At 69.0% G+C, this 13,184-nt stretch carries 13 protein-coding genes; 4 read left to right on the top strand and 9 right to left on the bottom strand.

Features of this window, described 5'->3' with window-relative positions; translation table 11 throughout:
- Positions 1 to 40: 40 nt before the first annotated feature.
- Positions 41 to 964, top strand: a complete 924-nt coding sequence (locus H681_RS14150) for a LysR substrate-binding domain-containing protein (RefSeq protein WP_015477552.1) — start codon at positions 41 to 43, stop codon at positions 962 to 964.
- Here the strand turns inward: H681_RS14150 and H681_RS14145 are convergent.
- Positions 961 to 1,602, bottom strand: a complete 642-nt coding sequence (locus H681_RS14145) for an HD domain-containing protein (RefSeq protein WP_015477551.1) — start codon at positions 1,600 to 1,602, stop codon at positions 961 to 963. The genes H681_RS14150 and H681_RS14145 overlap by 4 nt on opposite strands.
- A 261-nt stretch (positions 1,603 to 1,863) precedes the next feature.
- Between H681_RS14145 and H681_RS14140 the strand changes: the two genes are divergently transcribed.
- The 3 genes from H681_RS14140 to H681_RS14130 all read left to right on the top strand — a co-directional run bounded on the left by H681_RS14140 (position 1,864) and on the right by H681_RS14130 (position 5,867).
- The gene (locus H681_RS14140; RefSeq protein WP_015477550.1) at positions 1,864 to 2,364 is read left to right on the top strand and encodes a VOC family protein; all 501 of its coding nucleotides are present in this window, start codon (positions 1,864 to 1,866) and stop codon (positions 2,362 to 2,364) included.
- A 243-nt stretch (positions 2,365 to 2,607) separates the two neighbouring features.
- Positions 2,608 to 5,463, top strand: a complete 2,856-nt coding sequence (locus tag H681_RS14135) for a C1 family peptidase (RefSeq protein ID WP_015477549.1) — start codon at positions 2,608 to 2,610, stop codon at positions 5,461 to 5,463.
- A gap of 14 nt (positions 5,464 to 5,477) precedes the next feature.
- A complete protein-coding gene (locus tag H681_RS14130; protein ID WP_015477548.1) occupies positions 5,478 to 5,867 on the top strand; it encodes a VOC family protein in 390 nt (129 codons plus the stop codon).
- 69 nt (positions 5,868 to 5,936) lie between these two features.
- On the opposite strand, the gene H681_RS14125 is transcribed toward H681_RS14130, so the two are convergent.
- The 8 genes from H681_RS14125 to H681_RS14090 form a co-directional block, all read right to left on the bottom strand.
- Positions 5,937 to 6,605, bottom strand: coding sequence for a TIGR04211 family SH3 domain-containing protein (locus tag H681_RS14125; RefSeq protein WP_015477547.1), 669 nt, complete (start codon positions 6,603 to 6,605; stop codon positions 5,937 to 5,939).
- A gap of 246 nt (positions 6,606 to 6,851) precedes the next feature.
- On the bottom strand, positions 6,852 to 7,364 hold the full coding sequence (locus H681_RS14120) for a thioredoxin family protein (protein WP_015477546.1): 513 nt from the start codon (positions 7,362 to 7,364) through the stop codon (positions 6,852 to 6,854).
- 74 nt (positions 7,365 to 7,438) lie between these two features.
- Positions 7,439 to 8,101, bottom strand: coding sequence for a glutathione S-transferase family protein (locus H681_RS14115; RefSeq protein WP_015477545.1), 663 nt, complete (start codon positions 8,099 to 8,101; stop codon positions 7,439 to 7,441).
- Positions 8,102 to 8,237: 136 nt separating this feature from the next.
- On the bottom strand, positions 8,238 to 8,591 hold the full coding sequence (locus H681_RS14110) for a VOC family protein (protein WP_015477544.1): 354 nt from the start codon (positions 8,589 to 8,591) through the stop codon (positions 8,238 to 8,240).
- Positions 8,592 to 8,712: 121 nt separating this feature from the next.
- On the bottom strand, positions 8,713 to 10,275 hold the full coding sequence (locus H681_RS14105) for an FAD-binding oxidoreductase (protein WP_015477543.1): 1,563 nt from the start codon (positions 10,273 to 10,275) through the stop codon (positions 8,713 to 8,715).
- 13 nt (positions 10,276 to 10,288) lie between these two features.
- Complete coding sequence (locus tag H681_RS14100; RefSeq protein WP_015477542.1) at positions 10,289 to 10,954, bottom strand: hypothetical protein; 666 nt, start codon at positions 10,952 to 10,954, stop codon at positions 10,289 to 10,291.
- A 10-nt stretch (positions 10,955 to 10,964) separates the two neighbouring features.
- Positions 10,965 to 11,300: a c-type cytochrome gene (locus H681_RS14095; protein ID WP_015477541.1), complete on the bottom strand. Its 336-nt coding sequence runs from the start codon at positions 11,298 to 11,300 to the stop codon at positions 10,965 to 10,967.
- Positions 11,301 to 11,337: 37 nt separating this feature from the next.
- Positions 11,338 to 12,813, bottom strand: a complete 1,476-nt coding sequence (locus tag H681_RS14090; protein WP_015477540.1) for an aldehyde dehydrogenase family protein — start codon at positions 12,811 to 12,813, stop codon at positions 11,338 to 11,340.
- Positions 12,814 to 13,184: the final 371 nt, after the last annotated feature.

Genomic DNA, 13,184 nt, shown 5'->3' with positions numbered 1-13,184 from the left:
AATACTGGTCGAGTTATCCGAACAATAGCGACCCACCGCCATGCTCCGTCCCGAACTCCTGCGCACTTTCGTCCGCGTCGCCGAACTGGCCAGCTTCACCCAGGCCGGCGAACAGCTCGGCCTGCCGCGTTCCACCGTGTCCGAGCACATCCAGGCGCTGGAGGAACTGCTCGGCACTCGCCTGCTGCAACGCACCACGCGCAAGGTCACGGTGACCCAGGATGGCCTGGTGCTCTACGAGCGCGGCAAGGACATGCTCGCCCAGCTGGACGGGTTGCAGGGCCTGTTCCGCCAGCAGGACGAGGCCTTGAGCGGGCGGCTGCGGGTGGACATGCCGACGGTGATGGCGCGCAAGCTGCTGATGCCGCGCCTGGGCGAGTTCCTCGCGCGGCATCCGGCGCTGGATCTGGAGGTGAGCTGTACCGACCGTCGCGTCGACCTGGTGCGCGAAGGTTTCGACTGCGTGGTGCGGGCCGGGGCGGTGGGCGATCCGTCGCTGGTGGCGCGCCTGTTGGGGCGGACGCCCCAGGTCACCTGCGCCAGCCCCGCATACCTGGCGGCTCATGGCGTACCGCGGAGCCTGGCGGACCTGGCCGGGCACCGGCTGATCCATTACGCCAGCGTGCTGGGTGCGCGGTCGGCGGGCTTCGAGTACCTGCAGAACGGCGAGACGCGCAGCCTGCCGATGGCCGGTGCGCTGTCGGTGAACAATGCCGAGGCCTACGAGAGCGCCTGCCTGGGCGGACTGGGACTGATCCAGGTGCCGCTGCACGGGGTGCGCGACGAGCTGGAGGCGGGGCGGCTGGTGCGGGTGCTGGAGGACGTGGCGTTGCCGTCGATGGACGTCTCGCTGCTCTACGCCCACCGCCACCTGCCGCAGCGGGTGCGGGTGTTCATGCGCTGGCTGACGCAACTGCTGGGCGAGCCCGGTGTATTGGGCCCGCCAGTCTCCGCACGGGGTTAGCTGTCCCAGGCGGAGCCGAGGATCACCTCGCAGAAGTTGCCGCGCACGAAGTCCGGGTCCTTCATCGCCAGCACGTCGGCCTTGACGTTGCCGAAGGTGGTTTGCGGCTTGCCTTTGATGCCGTCGTAGAAGGCCTGCAGGATATCCTGCTTGAACTGTCCGCCGCGCGGATGGGCGGCGACCACGGCCTCACGCTGGGCCGCGGGGAACTGGTCGTGGGCGATACCCAGCACGTCCATTTCCACGCCGGCGGTGACCAGGGCGATCTCCGCCTTCATGTGCCGCGGGATACCCGGCGTGGTGTGCAGGGCGATGGCGGTCCAGACCGTCTCGATGTCGTCTTGCGCGATGCCGTGGCTGCGCAGGAACTCGGCGGCGCAGTCGGCGCCGTCCACTTCGAAGCGTTCGCACCGGCTGCAGTAGCGCGGCATCAGGCCCATGTCATGGAACATGGCGCCGGCATAGAGCAGTTCGGCGTCATACGCCAGTCCCTTGCGCACACCGGTCAGCGCGCCCCAGTAGTAGACGCGCGAGGAGTGGTGGAAGAGCAGGGGCGTGGCGTTGTCGCGGACCATTTCGGTGATGGCGCGGGCGAGTGCGCTGTCGGGGACGTTCACGCCGTTCAGGTCGAGGCTCATGGTGGATCTCCGAAGGAGGTGGCTGGGGGACGGCGGGGCCCGCGCCGTGTTGTGTCCATTGGAAATCCGTGGCGCGCTGGCGGCAATCGGCGCCGGGGAGCGAATCCGGACAAGCCGCGTGCGTTTGCTGCCAGCACCCGCCGTTCGACCGATCGTCCGGAACCCGGCAAGGCAGCGCCTAGACTTGTCGATCTCGTCGTCGCCCGAGCGACCAACTCATACGCCGGCCACGTCGGCCGCGCGAGGATCAGGAGCATCGCCATGCCCAGCCTGCAACGCATCAACCCCTGCCTGTGGTTCGACAACCAGGCCGAGGAAGCCGTGGGGTTCTACACCGGCATCTTCCCCAACTCGCGGATCGGCAAGGTCGCCTACTACAGCGAGGCGGGCCGCGAGCACCACGGCAAGGAGCCCGGCTCGGTGCTGACCGTGGCCTTCGAGCTGGACGGCCAGAGCTTCCTGGCGCTCAACGGCGGCCCGGTGTTCAGCTTCAACGAGGCCGTCTCGCTGGTGGTCCATTGCGACAGCCAGGCGGAGATCGATCATTACTGGGACAGGCTGTCCGCCGGCGGGCCGGTGGAGGCGCAGATGTGCGGCTGGCTGAAGGACCGCTTCGGGCTGTCCTGGCAGATCGTCCCGCGCCACCTCGGCGACATGGTGGCCGACGCCGACCCGGTGCGCGCCACGCGCACCATGCAGGCAGTGTTCAGCATGAAGAAGCTCGACATGGCTGCGCTGGAACGCGCCCACGCGGGCAACTGACGCGTCCGTCCGGGCGACCTCGGTGGCAGTGAAGGCGCGGCTATAGTTCAAGGCGGGCTGCGCGTCGCCAGGCAGCCAGGGAGGCGCGCGCGGTCCTGCGGGAGCTCCTGGGGCGCAGGCCCCGGGGCAGGCTGTTCTCGCGGAAGGCGGTGGCCGTTGCTCGCGGTTGTCGGTCGCCGGGTTGTCTGCGCGCACACGCGGCGTTGCAGCCAATCCCCTCGACGGATAGCGGGAGACGGCATCATGAAAGCACTGCTGGTAAAAGGACATCAAGGGACCGCGGTAGGCGATCTGCGTCGCCGCCTGGCCAGGGTACTGGACGGCGATGCCGCGCAGTTTCCCGGACTGGCGAAGGGTGACGTGTTCGACGCCCAGACCGAAGCGGCGGTGCGCCATTGGCAGGCCGGCATCGGGGTGATCGCCGATGGCGTGGTCGGCGCCTGTTGCCTGAACCTGCTGGGGCTGTTGCCGCTCAAGGGGCTGGGTATCCAGCTGCCGCAGGTGCAGCAGCTGTTCCCGGCGACCAAGCCGTCCAACGTTCGTCGCTACCTGCCCTACGTTGCCGCCGCGCTGGAGAGCGCCGGCCTCACCGAGCGGCCGTTGCTGCTGGTCGCGCTGGGTACGATCCGCGCGGAAGCCGAAGGCTTCATGCCGATCTCCGAATTTCCTTCGCAGTTCAACACGCCTTCCGGGCGGCCGCCCTTCAGTGCCTACGACGGCCGCAAGGACCTGGGCAACGACCAGCCGGGGGATGGCGCGACCTTCCGTGGCCGTGGCTATGTGCAATTGACCGGGCGGGCGGACTACCGGAAGTACGGCGAGGCGATCGGCGTGGACCTCGTCGAACTGCCCGACCTCGCCAATGCGCCGGAAATCGCGGCGGCCCTGTTGGCGTTGTTCCTCGCCGACGGCGCGGCGAAGCTGCGCGCCGCGCTGCCTCCGGGGCTGGTCGGCAAACCGCGGGACTTCCTCGCCGCACGCAAGCGGGTGAATGGCGGTAGCCACGGGCTGGACCGCTTCTTCAGCGTGTTCGACCTCGCCGCCGAGGTACTCGCGCCAGCGGCCACCAAGGGCAAGGCCGTCGCCAGGCCCAGGCTCAACGCCAGCAAGGACCCGCTGGACCTGCGCGACCGTGCCTACCTGCCGCCAGCGGCCAGCCTGCCGGACAGGTTCCCCGGCGATCCCCAGGTGGCGCGCTACCTGGGCGACTATACCCAGGCCGGGCTGATCCTCGACCAGGGTCAGGAGGGCGCCTGCACCGGCTTCGGGCTGGCCTGCGTGATCAACTACCTGCGCTGGTGCAAGGCCGGCAATCCGGTGGACGGCTTCGACGCCGTCAGCCCGCGCATGCTCTATGACTTCGCCCGGCGCTATGACGAGTACGCCGGCGAGGACTACGAAGGCTCCAGTTGCCGGGGGGCGCTCAAGGGCTGGTTCCACCACGGCGTCTGCCTGGAGCGGGACTGGCCCTACACCGCGCAGGGCATCACCCAGCCACGGTTCGGCTATGCCGCCCGCGCCACCCGCAACACCCTGGGGGTCTACTACCGCATCGACGTGAAATCCATCACCGACCTGCAGGCGGCCATCCAGGAAGTCGGTGCGATCTATGTTTCCGCGTTCACCCATGACGGCTGGAACCAGTTGCCCGGCACGCCCAGGTCCGGCGCGGCGGCGAAGAAGAAGGGCGCCGCGCCCAGCCACGCAAACCTGCAGCGGATTCCCTACGCGGGGCGGCCGTCCCAGACTGGCGGCCATGCCTTTGCGCTGGTGGGGTTCAATAACGACGGCTTCATCCTGCAGAACTCCTGGGGTGCCGGCTGGGGCAGCGGCGGCTTCGCCGTGCTCGGCTACGCCGACTGGCTGGCCAATGGCATGGATGCCTGGGTCGCGGCGCTGGGGGTGCCCGGCGTGGTGCTCGGCCAGTTGGCCGCTGGCGGCCAGGCCGGCACGGCGGTGGCGGGGGCGAACAAGGCGCTCTGGTGGGACGAGGCCACCGCCTACGAGCACAGCGTGGTGCTCGGCAACGATGGGCGGGTGAGCCGCTACCTGACCCAGGACGAACTGACCCGCACCTTGCTGTTCCAGGCCTGCGCCTTGCCCGATCAATGGCTGCGCGCCCAGCCGGGGGCCACCAAGCGGCTGGTGATCTACTGCCACGGCGGCCTCAACAGCGAGGCCGCCGCCATCACCCGGGCCCGCGCTATGGGCCGGTTCTTCATCGGCAACGGCTGCTACCCGTTGTTCATGGTCTGGAAAACCGGCGTGCTGGAGTCCATCGGCAATCTCCTCGCCGAGCGTTTGCACAGCGAACCGGCGCGCGCCGGCGGGGTGCGCGAGGTGCTGACCGACGCCACCGATGCCTTGCTGGAAACCTCGGTTGGCCGTCCGCTGGCGCGGCCGATCTGGAGCGAGATGAAGGAAAACGCCGAGTTCTCCAGCCTGCCGACGCGCGGCGGCGATCTGCTGGTCAGCGCCCTGCAGAACCTCAAGCGCACCTGGGGCGAGCAACTGGAAATCCACCTGGTCGGCCATTCCGCCGGGGCGATCTTCCTCGGCTGGCTGGTCGACGTGATGGCCGCGCGCGGGGTGGACGACCGGATTGCCTCGATCCACCTCTACGCGCCGGCATGCACGGTGCAGTTCGCCAATCGCCACTACGCGCCCCACGGGCGGTTGATGAAGAACCTGTACCTGGACATCCTCTCCGACCGTGCCGAGCGTGACGACAACACCGCCGCGATCTATCGCAAGTCGCTGCTGTACCTGGTGTCCAATGCGCTGGAGGGCGACCTGCGCACGCCGATCCTGGGCCTGGCCAATGTGCTGGACGTGAATTACCGCCGCTGGGACGGCTCGTCCGCCACCGGCGAGGCGCTGAGCAACTGGCGGCAGGCGCTGCTCACGGCGGGGCTCGCGCAGGGCCGGCGGATCCAGTTGCTGGACGCGCCGAAGGTGGTCACCTGCCGCAATCCCCGGGTGGAGATTCCCGCCGCCCACGGCTGCTTCGACAACGCCGTGGACATCCTCACCCGCACGCTGACGCGCATCACCGGCGACGCATTGGCGACGCCGGTGGATGACCTGCGCGGCTATTGACGAGGACATCAGCGATGTTCAGCCACATCACTGTCGGCACCGCGGACCTGCCGCGGGCCATCGGGTTCTACCAGCGCCTGCTCGAGCCCCTGGGCATCGGCCTGCTGGCGCACCGCCATAACCCGGAGCGCGCGGTATTCACCCACCCGCAGAGCGACATCGCCTTCTGCGTCTATGTGCCCATCGACGGGCGACCGGCCAGCGCCGGCAATGGCAGCCTGGTGGCCTTCGAGGCGCGGACCCGTGCCCAGGTGGAGACCTTCCACCGGCGCGCGCTGGAGCAGGGCGGCGCCGACGAAGGCGGGCCGGGGCTGCGGCCGAACTATTCGCCCACTTACTACGGCGCCTATGTGCGCGACCTGGACGGCAACAAGCTGTGTTGCGTCTGCCACCTGGAGGAGTAGCGCGTCGGGGTACCCGGAGGAACCACCCGCGCGGGCGCGGGTGGGGGCTTCAGGGGTGGCGGGAGTGTGTCAGACCCACTGGTCGTTGCGCTTGCGGCGCACCCGCAGCAGGGTCGGCAGGATCAGGCCCGCCAGCAGCCCGGCGCCGGCGATGCTGCCGCCGTAGGTCATGTAGCGCATCAGCACCTGCTTGTTCTCGTCACCCAGCTGCGCCTGCACCGAGCGCAGGTCGGAGCGCGCCTGGTTCAGCTCGTTGTCCAGCGAGGTGCGCGCGGCCTGCAGCTCGTCGATCAGTTTCTTGCGCGCGTCCAGGGTTTCCTGCATGCCCTGCACGCGGGTCTTCCAGGTGTCGTTGATGCCGTCGAGCTGGCTGCTCAGTTCGGTCACCTTCTGCTCCAGCTGCGGCAGGCGCTCGGCCTGGCCGGGCTTGTCCTGCAGATCGCGGCTGGGGATCCATACGGTGTTGCCGCTTTCGCTGCGGACCTGACTGTAGTCGCCCTGGGTGCTCACCAGCTCGACCTTCTGCCCGGACACCAGGGTGCCGACGATGCGGTAGCCATCGGTCGGGCCGCTGCGTACATAGGTGGTCAGGCTGTCGTTCACCCAACGGGCGTTGCCGGGCGCCTCCTCGGCCAGCGCCGGCAGCGTGGCCGCCAGCAGGCCACCGAGCAGGCAGGCGCCCACGGCGCGGGTCTGGAGGGAGGAAACACGGGGAGCGAGCTGGCGGGATAGGGACATGGGTCATCTTCACATGGCGATAGGAACAAACCCGGCAAGCGGGAACGAAATCGCCGGCCCGGGAAATTGTTGTGAACAGGGCGGGAAATGACGCGATCCCGCGTCAACTGGCGAAGTGCCATGCAACCCGCCCAGGTGGGCCGACAGCTGACAGACAGCCGACAGGCGGGTTGAGTTCACTGGCAGGCGAAGCGGGGGATGGGCGGCTGTCCGCGACGGGGACAGCCGGAGGCCGGCAGCGCCGGATCAGGCGCGGTCCTGCGCCGCTTCGATGATATCCAGCAGGTCGGTCAGGGTGTCTTCCAGGTACTGCCCGGCGCGGTAGTCCGGCTTCAGCGCATCGCCGCCGGCGACCACCACCTGCGGGCGCTCGACGAAACGGCCGACCAGCTCGAAGTTCTCGTTCAGCACGGCCACCACCGGGATCGGGATGCGCTCCAGCGCCAGCCGCTCGCGCAGGTCGTCCTCGGCGCGGCCCTTGGTGATTACCGCCAGGTCGATGCGCGGCTGGGCGCGTTGCAGGAAGTCCATCACGGTGACGTTGATCTGGCAGTCCGGGCACCACATTTCCCCGGCCACCAGCAGGTGGTAGCGCCGCGAGACGGCGTGCAGGCGCTGGCGGGTGGCGGCGCTGACGGCGTCGGCCCCGGCCAGTTTGTCCTGCACCCTGCGCACGCCGGCGATTTCGTCCGGCAGACCGTGGGCGACGAAGGCATCGAAGCCTTCACCGATGGAGAACAGTTCCTCGTAGGAGGCCATGAGCGTTTCTCTTGCAACGGGGGAGGCCGGCATCCCAGCAGAATTGTCGGACGAGGGCAACCGCGCGCCGGCCGTCAATCCCTGTCCGGTGCGCCCAGCGGAAAGAGCGGACGGTAGGGGCGGGCCTCGTCGACGGCGCGGGCGAACGACGGGCGCGCCAGCAGCCGCGCGCGGTACGCCCGGAGCACCGGGTAGGCGTCGCCGATGCGGTGGGTCCAGTCGGCATAGAACAGCGCCGGCGCCGCCGCGCAGTCGGCGAGGGTGAAGTCGTCGCCGTTGGCCCAGGGGTCGCTGGCGGCCAGGTGGGCTTCCAGCCAGCCATAGGCGTGCTCCAGCCTTTGCGTGGCGACCGCCAGGCCATCCTCGCGCTTGCCGGCGTCACCGCTCAGGGCGCCGGAGACGGCATGCTGCACCGGGCTCATCACGTGAAGGTCGAAGAAGCGGTCGAGGAAGCGCACCTGCAGCGCCGCCATCGGCTCGTCGGGCAACCAGCGCAGCGCGCCGCCGTGGGCGAGTTGCAGGTACTCGATGATGATGCTCGACTCGGCGATGCTGCGCTCGCCGTCGAGCAGCACCGGGAATTTCGCCAGCGGCCACAGGCGCAGCCATTGCGCCGAGTAGTCGGGGGTGTCCGGCCCGATGCAGCGGAACTCGAAGGCTGTGCCGTTCTCGTACAGCGCGATCAGGACTTTCTGGGTGTACGAAGAAAAGGGATGGCCATAGAGCACGAGGGACATGGCGGGACCACCTGCGGTTGCACCGCGCGCCGTTGCGGGTGGTTTAACCCTAGTTGCCGGCAGGGGCCGGGGCAAGGTGGCGGCGGATGGCCGGAGGCTCCCCTGGTCGCCCGCCGTTGCCCATCCCCGGCGATCCTCAGCCGGTATGCTCCAGCACGTTGACCAGGGTGCCCAGCGGATCACGCAGGAAGAACCGCCGCACGCCCCAGGGTTCGATCGTCAGCGGATAGGCGATCTCGTGATGGCCTGCCTGCGCGCGGTCATGCACCTCGTCGAGGTTGTCCACTTCGATGGACAGGTCCGGCACCGGCGCACCCGAGCCGCCTTCGCTGGCCAGGCTCATCTGCGCCAGGGCGCTGCCACCGCTGGCGAGGGTGAGCAGCCAGCCGTGGTCCATGACGATCTCCAGGTCGAAGAGGTCGCGATAGAAGCGCGCCACCTCGGCGGGCCTGGCGGTGGCGAGGTTGGCGACGATGCGGCGGACGGTCATGGCGGCGCTCCGGCGGGACAAAGGCGCCAGCATAGCCCGGCAGTGGCCGCGGCGCCGGAGGGCACGGCGGCGGATGCGCGAGGGGAGGAATGCGCGGCCCCGGACGGGCCGCGCGGAGGCATCAGGCGTCGAGGTCGATGCCGGACTTGCCGGGGGCGAAGATGTTATTCGGGTCCAGCGCGCGCTTGATCGCGTGGTCCACGCGGCGCTTCACCGGGCCGTAGCTGTCGGCCACGCGGTCCATGAACGCGGTGTTGACCCGGTACACGGCGTAGCCGAGTTTCTCGAACTCATCCAGCAGCTCGGCGAAGCAGGCGTGGGCGGCCTCGGTCTGCGCCGGGTCGGTGCGGTCGTAGAGCACGTCGATCACGTGGTGCATGTCGCGCCAGCCGACGATGAACTCGCCGACGTAGTCCAGCCCGTGCTTGTTGAGGATCCGCTTGGCCAACTGCATCTGTTTGTCGGTCTCGCTGCCGCGCGCCTGGCTGACCGGGGCGAACCACATCGAGCCGCCGCCGCCGCGCCAGTTGTACAGACCGAACTCCTGCAGGTTGGGCACGCCCTTCATCAGCTTGGCGCGGTAGTCGAACGGCTGGGTGCCGCCGGCCTGCTCCTCGGTGATCAGGGTGCCCTTGCCGAGCGCGGCGATGGCCTGCCGGACGATCTTCCAGTTGACCTCGACCTGCTCCTCGGTGCCGTACAGCGCGGCGTACACGTTCCAGGCGCCCAGTCCCTTGTCCTTCATGATCTGCCGGACCACAGAGTCCGGCGTCGCACCCGGCTCGCGAGTGTAGTCGCTGCGCCGCACGTTGGCGCTGCCGGCTTCCCACAGCACATTGGCGATCACCAGGGCGTTGGGGATGATCTGGGCGATGCGCAGCGGCCGCAGCACCTCGACGATCTCGGCGATGTCGCTCTCGTTCTCGAAGCGGATGGCGAAGGGTTTGTACTTCGGCGGCTTGGGCATCAGCCAGAAGCCCATCTTGGTGCAGATGCCGAAGTTGGACTGGGTGAAGATGCCGTCCAGGCTCGGGCCGTAGCCCCATTTGAACACCTGCCAGCTGTTCTCGCCCTTGACCCCGCCCATGCCGGTGCGCAGCACATCGCCGTTGGCCAGTACCACCTCCATGCCGCACTGCATGAGGAAGTGCTCGCCGTAGGGGGTGTAGCCCACGCCCCGGTCGAGGGTGTTGCCCACGGGGCCGGCGATGGCCGAGGGCGCCGACATCGACAGCATCAGCGGCAGGTTGTTTTCCTCGATGTAGTCGTACAGCTGCTGGTAGGTGACGCCCGGCTCCACCAGCGCGGTGCACAGTTCCGGATCGACGTGGAGGATCTTGTTCATCTTCTTCAGGTCGAGGATCACCTGGCCGCGCTGGCCGGGGGCCGCCGAGCCGTAGCCGAAGTTGCGGCCGGTGGAGATGGTCCAGATCGGGATGCGGTGTTCGTTGCAGATCTTCACCACGCCCTGCACCTGCTCCACGCTGGTGGCGGTGAGCGCCGCCGAGGGCGCGTGCTCGGCGTCCGGCACCGGCATCATGATCTTCATGTACGGGACCAGCTGGTCATCCTTGAGCAGCACGTTGTCCTCGCCCAGCAGGGCGCGGAACTTGACGACCGCCTTGGTGAACTCGGTGTTTTTCACGCCACGCGGGAGCACGGCGTTCTGCTTGGTTTCGGTCATGGGACGGGCTCCTTCAGGCCTGGATCGAGAAAGACACGAAATGGCCGCTCAGCCCACTGGCGACGACGCCGGGGACGAGGCGGCCAGGGGCTGCGCCGGCAAGGGCGAAGCCGAGGGCGGCGGCCCATTGCTCTTCCTGCCCGGCGCGGCGGGGCGCGGCCTGCAGTTGCAACGGGGCACGGGCGCCATCGAAGCGCGACTCGCTCAAGGCGAAGCCGGCGCCGCACAGCGCCAGGGCATGCCCCAGTCGGCTGGCGCAGCCGTGGCTGGCATCGGCGCTGAGCAGACGGTGGCGCGACTGGCCGCCGTCCACGCTGTGCTGCCCGAGCCAGCGCACCCGCGCGCCGGCGCTGCGGGCGTGCTCCACGGCCAGCAGGGCGCTGGCGTCGTCGAGCAGGCCGAGCACTTCGCCGCCGGCGCGCAGTTGCGCATCGAGTACCGCGAGGAAGGCTCCGTCGGTGGATGCCTGCAGCACGCGCGGCGAGGCATCCGGCGCGGCGGCGAGGATGCCCTGGTAGAAGGCCGAGTCGCGGGTCGGACGCTCCAGCAATACCAGCGCCGGAGCGCCGCCACGTTGTGCCAGGCCGCCGGCGAAGGCGCCACCCGGCAGGCTCAGCGCCACGCCGGAGGCGGCGCCCAGGGCCATGCCCTTGAGCAGGGTTCGACGTTCGAGATTCATCGCGTGGCCCTCATTTGGTCGCTTGCGCGGGCGTGGCGGACTGCTGGATGTACTGCGCCACGTCCTTGAGTGCGTTGTCGTCGATGTAGGCGGCGGGGAAGGCCGGCATGGCGCGGAAACCGTGGCGCACCACGGCGCTGATGTATTCCACCGGCAACTGGCGGCCCTTGATCACCGGGCCGACGCCGGCCTCGTGGCAGTGTCCGCAGACCTTGGCGTAGACGTTGGCGCCGCCGTGCCACTGGCCGTCGCCGTCGGCCAGGGCCGGCAGGGCCGCGGCGGCGAGGACCAGCGCCAGGCCGGCGGGCAGGATGCGGCGAACGCCGCGGGAAAGGATGCAAGGCATGGGCTTCTCCGTTGTTGTGCTTGTTCGAAGTAGGCGGTCAGAAGGGATAGGGACGCGGGCCGTGCTGCACGCTCAGCCAGTGGTCGGTGGTGAACTCGTCGATCGCCCAGTCGCCGTTGAAGCGGCCGATGCCGGAGTTCTTCTCGCCGCCGAAGGGCGCATTGGGCGCGTCGTTCACCGGGATGTCGTTCACGTGGGTCATGCCGGCGTGAATCCGCCGGGCGAAGCGCACGGTGCGTTCCAGGTCGCCGCCGAACACCGCGCTGGACAGGCCGAACTCGCTGGCGTTGGCCAGCTCCAGCGCGTGCTCGGCATCACGTGCCGGCTGGATGCCGACCAGCGGACCGAAGATTTCCTCGCGGGCGATCTCCATGTCCGGGCGTACGTCGGCGAACACGTGGGGCGGCAGCACGCGGCCGGCCACGGCGCCCTCCACCAGCACCCGGGCGCCCTCGGCGCGGGCCGTGTCGATCTTGCCCAGCAGGCCGTCGAGCTGACGTTGGTTGATCACCGGGCCGATCACCGTGGCCGGGTCGCTCGGGTCGCCGCAGCGCAGCGCTTGCACGCGTTCGGCATAGCGCTCGCAGAACGCTTCGTAGAGGGGCTGCTCGACGATGATGCGGTTGATCGCCATGCAGATCTGCCCCTGGTGGAGGAACTTGCCCACCACGGCGGCGTGCACTGCGCGCTCCAGGTCGGCGTCGGCCAGCACCACGAACGGGCTGTTGCCGCCCAGCTCCAGGGCCACGTGCTTGAGGTGCGCGCCGCCGCTGGCGAGGCGCCCGATGGAGCGGCCCACCGGGGTCGAGCCGGTGAAGGAGATCAGCGCCGGCACCGGGTGCTCGACGAAGGCGTCGCCGATCTCGCTACCGGCGCCGACCACGACGCTCAGCACGCCGGCCGGCAACCCGGCTTCCTCGAACAGTCGCGCCAGCAGCAGGCCGCCGCTGACCGGGGTGTCGCTGGCCGGCTTGACCACCGCCGCGTTGCCCAGCGCCAGGGCCGGCGCCAGGGAGCGCTGGGTCAGGTGCAGGGGGAAGTTCCACGGGCTGATGATCCCCACCACGCCCAGCGGGCGGCGGTAGACGCGGCTTTCCTTGCCGGGGATGTCCGATTCGAGGATGCGCCCGTGGACCCGGCTGGGGAACGACGCCGCTTCCAGGGTGATGGCGCGGGCGGCGCCCCATTCGATCTCGGCCTTGATCCGGGTGCTACCGGATTCGCGGATGATCCAGCCGATGATTTCCTCGCGGCGCCGGTCGAACAGCTCGACCGCGCGCAGCAGCACCGCCGCACGCGCCGAGGGGGCTTGTGCGGCCCATTCGACCTGGGCGGCGCGGGCGGCCTGGCAGGCCTGGTCGAGGTCAGCGCGGGTGGCCAGCGGCAGGCTCAGCAGGCACTGGTCGGTGTAGGGATCGCGTACCTCCAGCTGGCGCGGCGAGGCGCCGTGGCGCCAGTGGCCGGCCAGCGGTTGCAGGTCCAGATCGGCATAGGGGGGCAGGGGGAAGCTCATGGAGTCCTCTCTCTTGTTGTTCAGTGGGGAAGCACGAAGCGGATCAGGCCGCAGGCATCGGACGGCTGGTCGGGCGCGTTGGCGGGTGGAGCGGGGAGGGGCAGTGGGTCATGGCACGGGCACCGTCTTGTTGTATGCGCTGGGCGCTTTGCAGAGGGCCTTAACAAGGGGCGTGCCAAAAGCGGATTTATTGATGAAAGTACTTTTAAATCAATTACTTGTTTCTGGTTCTGGATGGGTGTGGAGAGCCGGCGGAAATTCACTTCGTGGAATTTTATGAAGAGATTTCGCCGACTCGTCGAAATGCCTCGCCTGCGCGGTTCGTTGATCGAACGTCGGCGAACGGATAGTCGATGGTGGCAATTGACCGC

Origin of the sequence: Pseudomonas sp. ATCC 13867, from assembly GCF_000349845.1 — a bacterium.
Lineage (GTDB): Bacteria > Pseudomonadota > Gammaproteobacteria > Pseudomonadales > Pseudomonadaceae > Pseudomonas.
Note: the sequence above shows the minus strand (reverse complement) of the source record. Positions and strands in the feature narration are given on the sequence as shown.

Coding starts and splice junctions, on each gene's coding strand:
- H681_RS14140 (WP_015477550.1), top strand. CDS start 1,864: ATGCCCAGCCTGCAACGCATCAACCCCTGCCTGTGGTTCGACAACCAG.
- H681_RS14120 (WP_015477546.1), bottom strand. CDS start 7,364: ATGGCCTCCTACGAGGAACTGTTCTCCATCGGTGAAGGCTTCGATGCC.
- H681_RS14130 (WP_015477548.1), top strand. CDS start 5,478: ATGTTCAGCCACATCACTGTCGGCACCGCGGACCTGCCGCGGGCCATC.
- H681_RS14150 (WP_015477552.1), top strand. CDS start 41: ATGCTCCGTCCCGAACTCCTGCGCACTTTCGTCCGCGTCGCCGAACTG.
- H681_RS14115 (WP_015477545.1), bottom strand. CDS start 8,101: ATGTCCCTCGTGCTCTATGGCCATCCCTTTTCTTCGTACACCCAGAAA.
- H681_RS14105 (WP_015477543.1), bottom strand. CDS start 10,275: ATGACCGAAACCAAGCAGAACGCCGTGCTCCCGCGTGGCGTGAAAAAC.
- H681_RS14095 (WP_015477541.1), bottom strand. CDS start 11,300: ATGCCTTGCATCCTTTCCCGCGGCGTTCGCCGCATCCTGCCCGCCGGC.
- H681_RS14100 (WP_015477542.1), bottom strand. CDS start 10,954: ATGAATCTCGAACGTCGAACCCTGCTCAAGGGCATGGCCCTGGGCGCC.
- H681_RS14125 (WP_015477547.1), bottom strand. CDS start 6,605: ATGTCCCTATCCCGCCAGCTCGCTCCCCGTGTTTCCTCCCTCCAGACC.
- H681_RS14090 (WP_015477540.1), bottom strand. CDS start 12,813: ATGAGCTTCCCCCTGCCCCCCTATGCCGATCTGGACCTGCAACCGCTG.
- H681_RS14145 (WP_015477551.1), bottom strand. CDS start 1,602: ATGAGCCTCGACCTGAACGGCGTGAACGTCCCCGACAGCGCACTCGCC.
- H681_RS14135 (WP_015477549.1), top strand. CDS start 2,608: ATGAAAGCACTGCTGGTAAAAGGACATCAAGGGACCGCGGTAGGCGAT.
- H681_RS14110 (WP_015477544.1), bottom strand. CDS start 8,591: ATGACCGTCCGCCGCATCGTCGCCAACCTCGCCACCGCCAGGCCCGCC.